Annotated in this window: 11 protein-coding genes; 6 read left to right on the forward strand and 5 right to left on the reverse strand. The window is 71.2% G+C overall.

All coding sequences use genetic code 11. The annotated features are described in order from the left end of the window. The 5 genes from ACFQS1_RS26080 to ACFQS1_RS26100 all read left to right on the forward strand — a co-directional run. On the forward strand, window positions 1–1,427 hold a 1,427-nt coding region (locus ACFQS1_RS26080; protein WP_417629335.1), incomplete at its 5' end, for a transketolase-like TK C-terminal-containing protein. Between the two features lie 104 nt (window positions 1,428–1,531). Continuing rightward, window positions 1,532–3,622, forward strand: a complete 2,091-nt coding sequence (locus tag ACFQS1_RS26085; protein ID WP_378973112.1) for a methyl-accepting chemotaxis protein — start codon at window positions 1,532–1,534, stop codon at window positions 3,620–3,622. 62 nt (window positions 3,623–3,684) lie between these two features. Continuing rightward, window positions 3,685–4,926: an MFS transporter gene (locus ACFQS1_RS26090; protein WP_378973114.1), complete on the forward strand. Its 1,242-nt coding sequence runs from the start codon at window positions 3,685–3,687 to the stop codon at window positions 4,924–4,926. A 13-nt stretch (window positions 4,927–4,939) separates the two neighbouring features. Continuing rightward, the gene (gltX, locus tag ACFQS1_RS26095; protein WP_378973116.1) at window positions 4,940–6,346 is read left to right on the forward strand and encodes a glutamate--tRNA ligase; all 1,407 of its coding nucleotides are present in this window, start codon (window positions 4,940–4,942) and stop codon (window positions 6,344–6,346) included. A gap of 396 nt (window positions 6,347–6,742) precedes the next feature. Then, window positions 6,743–7,387, forward strand: coding sequence for a hypothetical protein (locus tag ACFQS1_RS26100; RefSeq protein WP_378973118.1), 645 nt, complete (start codon window positions 6,743–6,745; stop codon window positions 7,385–7,387). Window positions 7,388–7,532: 145 nt separating this feature from the next. Here ACFQS1_RS26100 and ACFQS1_RS26105 read toward each other — a convergent pair. From ACFQS1_RS26105 to ACFQS1_RS26125, 5 genes are all read right to left on the reverse strand, one after another. Then, a protein-coding gene (locus tag ACFQS1_RS26105) for an IS5 family transposase (RefSeq protein WP_378973120.1) occupies window positions 7,533–8,425 on the reverse strand; the annotation gives its coding sequence in 2 pieces (ribosomal slippage) (window positions 7,533–7,996 and window positions 7,996–8,425; 894 coding nt in all). A 127-nt stretch (window positions 8,426–8,552) separates the two neighbouring features. Continuing rightward, window positions 8,553–9,326, reverse strand: coding sequence for a hypothetical protein (locus ACFQS1_RS26110; protein WP_378973122.1), 774 nt, complete (start codon window positions 9,324–9,326; stop codon window positions 8,553–8,555). Beyond that, window positions 9,323–9,799, reverse strand: a complete 477-nt coding sequence (locus ACFQS1_RS26115; protein WP_378973124.1) for a SigE family RNA polymerase sigma factor — start codon at window positions 9,797–9,799, stop codon at window positions 9,323–9,325. The genes ACFQS1_RS26110 and ACFQS1_RS26115 overlap by 4 nt, the downstream gene beginning before the upstream one ends. Before the next feature lie 46 nt (window positions 9,800–9,845). Beyond that, window positions 9,846–10,418, reverse strand: coding sequence for a TetR/AcrR family transcriptional regulator (locus ACFQS1_RS26120; RefSeq protein WP_378973126.1), 573 nt, complete (start codon window positions 10,416–10,418; stop codon window positions 9,846–9,848). A gap of 101 nt (window positions 10,419–10,519) precedes the next feature. Continuing rightward, window positions 10,520–10,750, reverse strand: coding sequence for a hypothetical protein (locus tag ACFQS1_RS26125; protein WP_378973128.1), 231 nt, complete (start codon window positions 10,748–10,750; stop codon window positions 10,520–10,522). Window positions 10,751–11,048: 298 nt separating this feature from the next. Here ACFQS1_RS26125 and ACFQS1_RS26130 point away from each other — a divergent pair, with 298 nt between their 5' ends. Next, window positions 11,049–12,242, forward strand: a complete 1,194-nt coding sequence (locus ACFQS1_RS26130) for a PucR family transcriptional regulator (RefSeq protein WP_378973130.1) — start codon at window positions 11,049–11,051, stop codon at window positions 12,240–12,242. The last annotated feature ends 32 nt before the right edge of the window (window positions 12,243–12,274 follow it).

The raw sequence follows: 12,274 nt of genomic DNA on the forward strand, positions 1-12,274 counted from the left end.
TCTACCTCGACATCCCCGACAAGGCCCTCGAACAGAACCCGTACCTGCCGCCGTACTACCACCCCGGCGAAAAATCCGACGAGATGCAATACATGCTCGAACGACGCCGCGAACTCGGCGGCTACGTTCCGTCCCGGCGGACCAAGCACAAGTCGCTGGCGATCCCCGACTCGAAGCAGTTCGGCGACGTCAAGCGGGGCAGCGGCAAGCAGAAGGTCGCGACCACGATGGCCTTCGTCCGGCTGCTGAAAGACCTGATGAAGGACAAGGAGTTCGGCGCGCGCTGGGTGCCGATCATCCCGGACGAGGCCCGCACGTTCGGCATGGACTCGCTGTTCCCGACCAAGAAGATCTACTCGCCGCACGGGCAGACCTACACGTCGGTCGACCGCGATCTGTTCCTGTCGTACAAGGAGGCCAAGAACGGCCAGATCCTGCACGAGGGGATCAGCGAGGCCGGGTCGACGGCGAGCTTCATCGCGGCCGGCACGTCGTACGCCACGCACGACGAGCCGATGATCCCGCTGTACATCTTCTACTCGATGTTCGGCTTCCAGCGGACGGCGGACGAGCTGTGGGCGGCCGCCGACCAGATGACGCGGGGCTTCCTGCTCGGCGCCACCGCCGGCCGCACCACGCTCAACGGCGAGGGCCTGCAGCACGAGGACGGCCACTCGTTGCTGATCGCGGCGACGAACCCGGCCGTGGTGGCCTACGACCCGGCGTACGCGTTCGAGATCGCGCACATCGTGGAGAACGGCCTGCACCGCATGTACGGCGAGAAGCAGGAGAACATCTTCTACTACCTCACCGTCTACAACGAGCCGATCGTGCAGCCGGCCGAGCCCGAGGGCGTCGACGTCGAGGGCCTGCTCAAGGGCATCTACCGCTACAAGGCGGCGCCCGAGACCACCGGGCCCAAGGCGCAGCTTCTGGCGTCCGGCACCGGCATGGGCTGGGCGCTCAAGGCCCAGGAGCTGCTGGCCCAGGACTGGGGAGTGGCCGCCGATGTCTGGTCGGTCACCTCGTGGACCGAGCTGCGGCGCGACGCGGTCGAGGCCGAGGAGCACAACCTGCTCAACCCGGGCGACCAGGCGCGCAAGCCGTACATCCAGCAGAAGCTCGAGGGCACCGAGGGCCCGGCCGTCGCGGTCAGCGACTTCATGCGGGCCGTGCCCGACCTGATCTCGCGCTGGGTGCCGAACGACTACACGTCGCTGGGCACCGACGGCTTCGGCCGCAGCGACACCCGGCACGCGCTGCGCCGCCACTTCCACGTGGACGGCGAGTCGGTGGCCGTGGCCACGCTGCGCCAGCTGGCGCTGCGCGGCAAGGTGCCGATGCACGTGCCGGCCGAGGCGGCCAAGAAGTACGCGATCGACGACATCTCGGCGGCCCCGGTCGGCGAGACGGGCGGCGACAGCTAAACGCCAGATAAGACAACTAAAGACTGATATTTCGGACTGAGGCCCCATCGGCGACGGTGGGGCCTCAGAACGTCCGCGACCGTGCCGATCAGGACGGCGTGAAGATGAGTCACCGGCTGCTGGCCCTCGGCCTGGGCGGCGTGATCGGCACGGCGGCGGTGCTCGTCGCCGTCGGCGCGTGGGAGAGCAGCGAGTTCGCGGAAAGCACCCGCAACGAGGTGCAGGCCCAGAACACCGAGAACCTCGACCGTACGACTGCCGACGTCACCACGCTGGTGAGCTCGGTCGGCGACGAGGTGCAGCGCCTGGTCGACCAGCAGATGACCTCCTCGGACGTGTTCCTGGCCCAGCGCGGCGGCGCCCGGCTGGCCGCGGCGACCACCACCTGGACCGCCACCAACCAGGTGACCAAGGACAAGAAGACGGTCACCGTCCCGGAGATGACCATCGCGGGCGCCGTCCTCAACGGCAACGCCGACCAGTCGCGCACCCGCTTCGTCCAGCAGAACAAGGACCTGGTGGGCGGCGAGATCACCGTCTTCCAGCGGATCAACGACGCCGGCGACCTGCTGCGGGTGGACACCACGATCAAGGGCAACGTCGGCACGTACATCCCGGCGGTCGGCGCCGACGGCAAGCCGACCGCCGTGGCCACCGCGATCAAGTCGGGAAAGGGGTACCGCGGCGTCGCCCAGGTCGTGGGCGTCCCGTACATCACCGGCTACGACCCGATCAAGGACTCCGCCGGCAAGGTGATCGGCGCGCTGTTCGCCGGCGTGCCGCAGTCCAGCGCCCTGACCAGCCTGAAGACGGCGATCGCCGGGATCAAGGTCGGCGCCAACGGCTGGACCTCGGTCTACAGCACCGCCGGCGCGGACGCCGGCCGGGTGGTCGCCTCCAGCCTCGCGAGCCAGACCGGCGAGACCGTGCTGGACGCGACCGACGCCGACGGCAAGAAGTACATCGAGGAGATCGTGGCCAAGGCGCCGGCGCTCGGCGAGGGCGAGACCTGGCGGACCACCTACCACCTGCCCGGCGCCTCGAACGGCGAGGCCGGCTCGACCACGACCACGGTTGCCTACTACAAGCCGTACAACTGGGCGATCACCGTCGGCGGCTACGACGCCGACGCGAGCGGCGCGATCGAGACGGTCCGCGCCGGCCGGCGCGACATGCTGCTGACGTTCGTCGTGGCCGCGTTGCTGCTGGCGCTGGCCGGCGGCGTGCTGGCGGCCGGGCAGGCGCGCAGCATCGCGCGGCGGCTGCGGACGCTGACCGACGGTCTGTCCCGGCTCGCCCATCGCGACCTGACCGTGACGGTCGACGTGCGCGGCGCCGACGAGATCGCGGTGGCCGGTCAGGAGCTGAACACCGCCGTCGCCGAGCTGCGCAACGTCATGACCGAGGTGACCGGCGCGTCGTACGAGGTCTCCACGGCCGCCCAGCACGTGGCCGCGAACGGCGGGGTGCTGTCCTCGTCGGCGGACGCCGCGGCGACCCGGGCGGGGTCGGTCAACGTGGCCGCCGAGGGCGTCTCCAGCGTGGTGCAGACGGTCGCGGCGGGCGCCGAGGAGATGGGCGCCTCGATCTCGGAGATCTCGCACAACGCGCAGGACGCGGCGCAGGCCGGCCGGGACGGCGTGCAGCTGACCGCCGCGGCCGCCGGCGTCATCACCGAGCTCCGCGGCTCGACCGCCCAGATCGCCGACGTGGTGCGGCTGATCGCCAGCATCGCCGAGCAGACCAACCTGCTCGCCCTGAACGCGACGATCGAGGCGGCCCGGGCCGGCGAGACCGGCAAGGGCTTCGCGGTGGTCGCCAACGAGGTCAAGGAGCTGGCCCAGGAGACGGCCCGGGCCACCGAGGACGTGACCGCGCGGGTCGCCGCGATCGAGAGCGACACCACCCGGGCGGTCTCCGCCATCGAGGCCATCACGGCCCGGATCGCACAGGTCAACGACTACCAGACGGCGATCGCCGCGGCCGTGGAGGAGCAGGCCGCGACCACCGCCGAGATGGCCCGCAACATCGCCGAGGTGGCCTCGGGCAGCCGGGACATCGCCGAAGGCATCGGCGTGGTCAGCGGCGCGGTGGAGGGCACCCGCCAGACGGTGACCGCCTCGCACGAGGCCGCCGACGAGCTGAACGCCACCGCCAACCGCCTGACCGGCCTGGTCGGCCGCTTCACCGTGTAGGAATCGGCCCTCGTCAAGGTCTCTGACTTTCCGTAAGCTCTGCGCTACGGAGAGGAGGCTCGATGGCCGTAACCCAGGGAACTCCGGCGCTGGCCGAGCCGGTCGTTCCCGTCCGGCGCCTCTGGATCGGCCTGCTCTTCGCCGCCAACCTCGGCCTCTGGATGGCCTACTACACGCCCCTCCAGGTGCTGCTGCCCGAGCAGATCGAGGACCTCGGCGTCGCGCACAAGGAGATCTGGCTCGGCATCGTGACCGGCATCGGCGCGATCGTCGCCGTCGTGGTCAACCCGGTGGCCGGGGCTCTCTCCGACCGCACCCGCCCGCACCTGTTCGGCCGGGCGCTCGGGCGCCGGCACATCTGGACCGCCTCCGGCGCGCTGCTCGCCTTCGTCTGCCTGCTCGTGCTCGCGGTGGCGCCCAACCTCTTCTGGATCACCGTCGCCTGGGCGGTCGCCAACGTCGGCATCAACATCATGCTGGCCACGCTGACCTCGGCGGTCCCCGACCGGGTGCCGGTCGACCAGCGCGGCCTGGTCTCCGGCTGGATCGGCATGCCGGTCGCGTTCGGCCTGGTCCTCGGCGCCATCCTGGTCACCGCGGTGGTCACCACCCCGTCGCCGGGCTATCTGATCATCGCGATCGGGCTGGTGCTGCTGGTCGCCCCGTTCGTCCTGCGCACACCGGACGACCCGCTGGGCGGCGTGGTCATCAAGCGGCCGAGCCTCCGGCTCGACCTGCGCGGCAACCCCGACTTCGCGTGGGCCTGGGTCACCCGCTTCCTGGTCATGCTCGGCAACGCGCTCGGCACGCTGTACCTGCTGTACTTCCTGACCGACGCGGTCAAGCTGGACGACCCCGAGACCGGCCTGCTCTACATGATCCTGCTCTACACGGTCGGCATGATCGGCACGGCCATGCTCGGCGGCTGGCTCTCCGACCGGGCCGGCAAGCGCAAGGTGTTCGTGGTCTGGTCCGGCGTCGTCATCGCGGTCGCCGCGCTGCTGCTGGGCATCTGGCCGACCTGGCCGGTCGCCCTGGCCGCGTCGGTGCTGTTCGGCGCGGGCTTCGGCGTCTACCTGGCGGTCGACACCGCGGTCATCACCCAGGTGCTGCCGGCCGCCACCGACCGGGCCAAGGACATCGGCGTCATCAACATCGCCCCGTCGGTCTCGCAGGCCCTCGGCCCGGTGCTGGCCGCCCCGGTGGTGGCCTATCTGGGCGGCTATCCCACGCTCTTCGCGCTCACCGCGGTCACCAGCCTCGCCGGAGCACTGGCGGTGCTGAAGATCCGGTCCGTGCGGTAGGTACCCTTAGGCGGTGACTGTTCGCGTACGTTTCGCCCCGTCCCCGACCGGCATGTTCCACGTCGGCGGCGCCCGCTCGGCGCTGCAGAACTGGATCTATGCCAAGCAGCACGACGGCGTCTTCGTGCTCCGCATCGAGGACACCGACGCCGCCCGGAACCGTCCCGAGTGGACCGAGGGCATCCTGTCGGCGCTCGACTGGATCGGCATCGAGCGCGGCACGTACGAAGGGCCCCACTACCAGTCGTCCTACGCCGCCGACCACAGCGCCGCCGCGACCCGCCTCTACGCCGAGGGCAAGGCCTACTACTGCGGCTGCAAGCGCGAGGACGTCATCGCCCGCACCGGCAACCAGCACTCCGGCTACGACGGCTTCTGCCGCGACAAAGGCCTCGGCCCTGGCGAGGGCCGGGCGCTGCGCTTCCGCACGCCCGACGAGGGCGAGACGGTGGTGGAGGACCTGGTCCGCGGCAAGCCCACCTTCGACAACAAGCTGATCGAGGACTTCGTCATCGCCCGCGGCGACGGCTCGCCGCTGTTCCTGCTGGCCAACGTCGTGGACGACATGACCATGGCGATCACCCACGTGATCCGCGCCGAGGAGCACCTGCCCAACACGCCCAAGCAGCAGATGCTGTGGGAGGCGCTGGGCCACACCCCGCCGGTCTGGGCGCACGTCCCGGTCATCGTCAACGAGAAGCGGCAGAAGCTGTCGAAGCGCCGCGACAAGGTCGCCCTGGAGTCGTACCGCGACGAGGGCTACCTGGCCGCCGCGATGAAGAACTACCTGATGCTGCTCGGCTGGGCACCGTCCGGCGACCGCGAGATCGTCCCGTGGCAGGTGATCGAGGAGGAGTTCCGCCTCGAGGACGTCAGTCACGCCTCGGCGTTCTTCGACGTCAAGAAGCTGCGGGCCTTCAACGGCGACTACATCCGCGCGCTCGCCCCCGACGAGTTCGCCGCCTGTTGCGCGCCGTGGCTGCAGGGCACCGGCACGATCCCCGCCCCGCCGTGGCGCCCGGAGGACTTCGACATCCAGGTCTTCACGGCGGTGGCTCCGCTCGCGCAGACCCGCATCGCGGTGCTCTCCGAGATCGTGAACTACGTCGACTTCCTCTTCCTCGACGAGCCGATCCGCGACGAGGCCTCCTGGGCCAAGGCGATGAAGGGTGACGCCGCCGAGATCCTGGACGCGGCCGCGACCGCGTTCGAGGCGCTCGATCAGTGGTCGGCCGAGCCGCTCAAGGCCGCCCTCGAGGAGGTCGGGATGGCCCGCGAGCTGAAGCTGGGCAAGACCCAGGCGCCGGTCCGGGTGGCGGTGACCGGACGCTCGGTGGGCCTACCGCTCTTCGAGTCGATCGAGGTGCTGGGTCGCGAGCGCACGCTGCGTCGCTTGCGTTCCGCGCGGGCCGAGCTTTAGGAGCCTTTCGCGTACGGGGTGAGCACGGTTGCCGAGTGACGCCGCTCACCCCGAAAACGTTGCACGCCGCTCGCATTTTTTCGTCTTTATCGCAATCGCCGCCCGGCGCGCCATCGCTTGCCGTCGTTCCGGTAACGAAACCGTCTGAGCGGGTGACCGGGCACCCACGTCCTTGCTCGGACTGGGTACTATTCGGCCGCTGATCAACGGCCGCTGTCGTCTCGTCGGTCATCCCCAGATGGCTCCAATTCGTCCGGCTCGAGATGCGCCCGGACGCTCGTCCGGGGAGGCTGAGAGGGCCTCGGCCGGGCCGCGATCCATCGTCGCGGCGCGACCAGCGGCGCGCGAAGCCATGTCCACCACGGGGCGGGAGGCCGGACGATGGTTCGAGGGGCGATGACACGCTTGCTGTCGGCGGCCGGGGCGATTGCCGTCGCCGGCGCGCTGGCGCTCGGGACCGCCCCGGCGGCACAGGCCGCGCCCAAACCCGCCGCCAAGCCGACCAGCGTCCACATCAAGGGCCCCGACCTGCCCGACACGCTCATCGTCGATCCGGGCGACGGCGCGCGCCTGTTCGACACGCTGCTCGCCGAGGTCGACTGGATGGCGACGGCCAAGCCGCAGACGGTCGCGCCCAAGGCCGACAAGCTCGGCCCGAAATACACGCTGACCGTCGTGGCCAAGACCGTCCCGCTGCAGGTCTACGACCTGTACCCGATGGCGGCCGGCGGACCCCGCGCGCACCGCCCGGCCAACCAGCCCAGCGGCAAGAAGGCCGACGGCTGGTTCTACGGCCGGCTCACGATGTCCGAGACGCTGCGCCTCAGCGGCGTGCCCCTCAAGCCCAAGCCCGACGTGGTCAACGGCGGCATCGGCGGCGGCGTGGGCGAGGACATCAAGGTCGCCGACCTCGACCCGGTCGCCGGCGTCAACGGCTTCCTGAGCCGCATGCGCGAGCTGCTCCTGCTCAACGGCGCCGTCCTGATCGTCATCCTGTTCGGCCTCGCCGGCATCGCGTTCCTGATCCGCCGCCGGGTCTGACCCGGCCCATCACCGCATCATCCGCCGCGGATGAACGGTCGCGGGCGCTTCATCGCGGCTCCGGCTCAGTTCCTCCAGAGCTTCCGCTCACTTGCCCGACATAAACGGATATTTCCGTGTGCCCTTAGAGCGTGTTTAGGAAGTGTCATAGCCACTCGTTGATCGCGGCGATCTGGACGGTCGCCTCGTACCGGACGGCGAGTTTGTCGTAGCGGGTGGCCACCGCCCGGTTGCGTTTGAGTCGGTTGATGCCGCACTCGACCGCGTGGCGCTGCTTGTATAACTGCTGGTCGAACGACGGGGGCCGGCCACCTTTCGAGCCCTTCTTGCGGCGATTCGCCGCCTGGTCGGCCTTGACCGGGATCGTCGCCTTGATCCCTCGCGTACGCAGGTACTCCCGGTTCGCCTTCGACGTATACGCCTTATCGGCCAGGACCCGATCCGGACGGGTCCTGGGCCGGCCACCACCAAGCCGCTTGACGCGGATACCGTCCAGCACCGTCGTGAACTGCGGGCTGTCGCCACGCTGCCCAGCGGTCAACACCACCAACAACGGCTTCTGCCCCTGCTCACACCCCAGATGCACCTTCGTGGTCAACCCGCCCCGGAGCGCCCCAACGCATGATCCGCCGGCTCGTCCCGGACCCCGCCCGGCGGCTCGACCTGCCGGTCACTATCGCGGCGGGCACCCGCGGCGTGCTGATGGGCCCGCGCGATCGTGGAGTCCACACTGACGTCCCAGGTGATCAACCCAGCGGCGTCTGCCCGGGTCTGCAAAGCGGCCAGGATCCTCGCCCAGGTCCCGTTGCGCTGCCATCGGCGAAACAGCCCGTACACGCTTTGCCAATGGCCGTAGCAGGCAGGGACGTCTCGCCAGGGAGCCCCAGCCCGGGTTCGCCACCTGATCCCGTCGATAAGCTGCCGTTTCGTCCATGTCGGCGGGCGTCCTGGCTTCTTCCCGACCGGCAGGAACGGCTCCAGAACGCTCCACTGTTCGTCGGTCAGGTCGTGCCGCCCCGCCACCGGTATGGTGTCCACGAGGTCTCCGTGCAGATGTTCTTCTTCGTCGATGAACGATCTACCGGAGACCTCCCTACTTTTCGATCACCGACACGCCGCCTGTGACCTGACCAGGCCACCACCATCGCCACTTCTTAAACACGGCCTAGTCCCCCAGCGGCACTGGCACCTTGAAGGCGGGGCAGTCGCCGGACGACGGGGCGAAGCACTGCTCCGAGGCGCCGAAGGTGTCGAAGAGCCGCCGGTCGGTGCCGAGCTGCTCGACCTGCGCGCCGGTCAGGCCGGGCTTCGCACGGGAGGCGTCGCCCGTGCCGCGCTCCCCGGTGGCCATCACGGCGACGGTGCGTCCGTCGGTGATGCGCCGGGCGATGATCTGGTGCGTCTGCCAGTCGGGGTCCCGGTCGTCGTCGTAGCGGACGTACTCGATGCCGGCCGGCGCCCACCGGGTCTTCGCGCACTTGCCGGGGGCGGCGAGCACCGGGAAGCACAGGTCGTCGGCGATCGAGTACACGGCGACCTCGACCGTGCCGCGCGGCTTGCCGTCCCGGTCGGCGATCGAGTACTGCCGCCAGCCGCTTCCGCGCTCGGGCGGGCGCGGGTAGATGTGCATCCTGCGGCCGTCGACGATCGGGGCGATCAGGGCGAGCACCGGGTCGGCCGCCGCCGAGGGCAGCGCGGCGCTGGAGGCCCCGGCGCTGGCGACCGGCGTGGAGGCGACCTTCGCCGGCATGAGGAGCGTGGTGAGGGCGTACCCGGTGGCCACGACCACGGCAACGACCACGACGCCCGCCGCGATCAGCGCCTGGGTTCGGCGGCGGCGCAGCCGGTCGGCGCGGCGGAAGACCGCGTCGATCTCGTCGCCGAGCGGGGGCTCGCCGTCGAGGACGTGCTCGAGGAGCCGGTTCAGCTGCACGGTCATCCGGTCAGCGCCGCCTCGGAGTCGGTCAGCAGCCGCTCGAGGGCGGCCAGCCCGGCCCGCTCGTAGGCGGCGACCCGCTCGTCGTCGAGGTCGAGCATGGCGCTGACGGCGTCCGCGTCGAACCCGTCCCAGTGCCGCAGCACCAGCACGGCCCGGCAGCGGGGGGCGAGCTTGTGCAGCGCGTCGAGCAGCAGGATCGACTCGGCCGCGACGCCGCCGGCGCCGGCTGAGGCCACGAAGACGTGCTCGCGGCGGCGGTTCCGCCGCCGGCAGGTCTCCATCAGATCCGCGTACGCGTAGACGTCCGGGTCGGCGACCGCGCCGCGCCGGCTGTCCGCCACCACCCGGGCCAGGCAGGCTTCGGTCAGCTCGGTGGCCAGCTTCCAGTCGCCGCACATGAGGAACGCGGAACGGCGCAGGTGCTTCAGGCGGCTGGTCACGAAGTCGCGCAGGCCATCATCGTCGCCGGACATGGTCCCTTTATAGGGAAATATGCGCGCCTACGTCGGTAAACCGGGATCAGGTCGCCCGGACGGCGACCTCCACCAGGCGTACGAGATCGGCCAGATCCTCGTCGAAGTCGCGCTCCCCCGCCTCGCCGGGCAGGCCGCCGGTCACCTCGCCGGTCGCGTAGCCGAGCAGGAACGCGCAGATCATCCGGGCCAGCCGGGGTATCCGGTCGCCGGGCACCCCGGCGTCGTGCAGGATGCCGCGCAGCGCCGCGGTGAGCCAGGACGCCGACGCGCCGGCCGCCGACCGGTTCAGCAGCAGTGGAAACGCGCCGGGATGGGCGAACGCGAGCTGCCGGACCGCCCGGCCCAGCGCGTGCAGGCGGCGGCGCCAGTCATGCCCGGCGCCCTCGTGCCCGGCGCCCTCGTGCCCGGCGCCCTCATGCACGGTGGAGCCCAGCTCCTGGTGCAGGAGGTCGACCAGGCCGTCGAGCAGCGCGTCCTTGCCGCCCACGTACGGGTAGAGCGCCATCGAGGTGAGCCCGACCCGCTCGGCCACGGCCCGCATCGACATGGCGGCCAGACCGCGCTCGTCGACCAGCGCGAGCGCCTGGTCCAGGATCAGCCGTCTCTTGTCGTCCACACCTCACCGTGTCGGTGCCGGGCCCAGCACGCGCAAGGCGCGCCGGACGGCTCACCCGACGGAGTGAGCCCGGACCGCGTGAGCCCGGACCGAGCAGGTGGTCAGCACCAGCGCCCGGGCGGGCGGCCTCGGCCGGTGGATTTGCGGCGCGGCCGCACCGCGCCGTGCAGATGCGCTCCGGCCCAGCCCCGCAACTCGGTGCGGCAGCCCATGCGGCTCGGTACGGGTGGCTCGTCCTCGGCGGCGGGCGACGCCGTCGGCAGGATCGGCTGTGCGTCCTCGAGCGCTGGATCGATGTCGGCGCGCGGCGGCCCGTTCTCCGGTTCCGTCATCTCGCCTCCCCAACCTTCACGCGGTGTCACATCGGCGTCGTGGCGCCCGGCTTGACCCTTCCGGCCGGGTGAGCCGGGCACCGCTAATGGGCCACCATGCCAGGTCACCGACCGGAATCGCGGGAGGGGCGCACCGCTATCCCGGCAAATACCTCAAACTGGTACATAGGCCCCGAGCATTTGCTGGCATATGCCCCGCCACCTGCGGTCCTGGTCGTTGCCGGACGGATCGGCCCCGAGCGGGACAGAGCGGTTCCGAGGACGCGTTTCCGCCCCCGGGCGTGGCAGGCTGTGATCCGTGGCAGAGAGCGTACGACCCGCCGCGACGGCCAAACCGCCGCTCGCCGCCACCCTGCGCCGCATCGAGCGCAACGCCGGGGCGCTGGCCAGCTCGGCCGTGGCCCGGATGGACGAGACGCTCCCCTGGTTCCGCGCGCTCCCCGCCGACCAGCGTTCCTGGGTCATGCTGGTCGCCCAGGCCGGCGTCCGCTCGCTGGTCGAGTGGCTACGCTCCGGCGGCACGGTCGCCACCAGCCAGGAGATCTCCGACGAGGTCTTCGCCGCCGCGCCCCGCGCGCTGGCCCGGTCGATCACGCTGACCCAGGCGGTCCAGCTGATCAAGGTGACCATCGACGTGGCCGAGTCCGAGGTCGGCGACCTGGCCGCGGCCGGCGAGGAGGAGGCGCTGCTGCAGGCGATCCTCAAGTTCTCCCGCGAGATCGCCTTCTCGGCCGCGCGGGTCTACGCCCGGGCCGCCGAGTCGCGCGGCGCCTGGGACGCCCGGCTGCAGGCCATGCTGGTCGACGCGCTGCTGCGCGGCGACTCCTCGGACGTGCTGGCCAGCCGGGCGGCCGCGCTGGGCTGGGCGGACGCGCCGCCGGTCGCGGTGGTCGTGGGCCGCTCGCCGGGCGGCGAGATCACCTCGGTGCTGCACGCCGTCTACCGCGCGGCCCGCCGGGCCCGGCTCGAGGTGATCGGCGGCGTGCACGGCGACCGCCTCGTCGTGGTGATGGGCGGGGTGACCGACCCGGCCGCCAGCGCCACCGCGCTCGCGTCCAGCTTCGGCGCGGGGCCGGTCGTGGTCGGCCCGGCGGTGCCCTCGCTCGACCAGGCCACCGAGTCGGCCCGGGCCGCGCTGGCTGGGTTCCGGGCGGCCGGCGCCTGGACCGGCGCGCCCAACCCGGTGGCCGCCGACGACCTGCTGCCCGAGCGCACGCTGGCGGGCGACATGGCGGCCCGGCGCATGCTGCGCCATGACGTGTACGGCGCTCTGCACCGCGCCGGCGGCGGCCTGCTCGAGACGCTGGACGCCTTCTTCGCCGCGGGCGGGGTGCTGGAGAGCGCGGCCCGCGAGCTGTACGTCCACCCCAATACCGTCCGCTACCGGCTCAAACGGGTCGCCGAGGTGACCGGTCTGTCCCCGTTCGACGGCCGGGACGGGTTCGCGCTGCGGCTCGCGATGACGGTCGGCCGGCTCGACCCTGCGACCTAAATCACCGAGCGCTCGTTCATGTTTTACTCCGC

The organism is Paractinoplanes rhizophilus (assembly GCF_042664765.1).
GTDB lineage: Bacteria > Actinomycetota > Actinomycetes > Mycobacteriales > Micromonosporaceae > Actinoplanes > Actinoplanes rhizophilus.

Coding starts and splice junctions, on each gene's coding strand:
- ACFQS1_RS26085 (WP_378973112.1), top strand. CDS start 1,532: ATGAGTCACCGGCTGCTGGCCCTCGGCCTGGGCGGCGTGATCGGCACG.
- ACFQS1_RS26090 (WP_378973114.1), top strand. CDS start 3,685: ATGGCCGTAACCCAGGGAACTCCGGCGCTGGCCGAGCCGGTCGTTCCC.
- ACFQS1_RS26100 (WP_378973118.1), top strand. CDS start 6,743: ATGACACGCTTGCTGTCGGCGGCCGGGGCGATTGCCGTCGCCGGCGCG.
- ACFQS1_RS26110 (WP_378973122.1), bottom strand. CDS start 9,326: ATGACCGTGCAGCTGAACCGGCTCCTCGAGCACGTCCTCGACGGCGAG.
- ACFQS1_RS26115 (WP_378973124.1), bottom strand. CDS start 9,799: ATGTCCGGCGACGATGATGGCCTGCGCGACTTCGTGACCAGCCGCCTG.
- ACFQS1_RS26125 (WP_378973128.1), bottom strand. CDS start 10,750: ATGACGGAACCGGAGAACGGGCCGCCGCGCGCCGACATCGATCCAGCG.